This window comes from Candidatus Regiella insecticola LSR1 (assembly GCF_000143625.1).
GTDB lineage: Bacteria > Pseudomonadota > Gammaproteobacteria > Enterobacterales > Enterobacteriaceae > Regiella > Regiella insecticola.
The window spans coordinates 1-517 of record NZ_GL379713.1; the positions used below are offsets into that span (position 1 = coordinate 1).

Annotated in this window: 1 pseudogene; it reads right to left on the bottom strand. The window is 43.5% G+C overall.

The window, feature by feature from the left end:
- Positions 1-183 precede the first annotated feature (183 nt).
- Positions 184-517: pseudogene (locus tag REG_RS14945) on the bottom strand (transposase); the annotation flags it as partial.

Below are 517 nucleotides of genomic sequence, written 5' to 3' on the forward strand. Positions count from 1 at the left end.
TAGATAGGGATTTTAATAATTTGGTTTTATTGTCAAAAACAGAATTGAATCAAAAAATAAACGATATTATTTTCAAACGTTGGGGTTATTCTCCTTAACGTAAAGAGTCCCGGGTGATAACAGGGTCATTTTCGTTTAAAAAACCCGCATTTCCGACCGCTGTGCGCACCTTCCCTGCAGAAGCTAAACCCCCTTCATTTTTGCCAGAGGATTCATGGTGAAGCATTAACTGATGCCATGGCAGGCCTGATGTGATGCCGCAGAGCACCAAACGACAGCCACACAGGATGCACTGATGAGGGTCAACGCGACTCAGGCGTTTTAACATCGCTGCATAGGTAATGTGGATGACTTTTTCTTTTTCCTGCCCCAATAAGGCATCAATTATTGGCAGCAGTGTAGTCCGGCGGCGGGGCGCTAAAAAGCCATAGTAGCGGATCATCCTAAAATTTTTATCCGGAATGTGGCTAATAAAACGCTGAATAAACTCGTCCATACTGAGGTTAAGCTTTTCTTG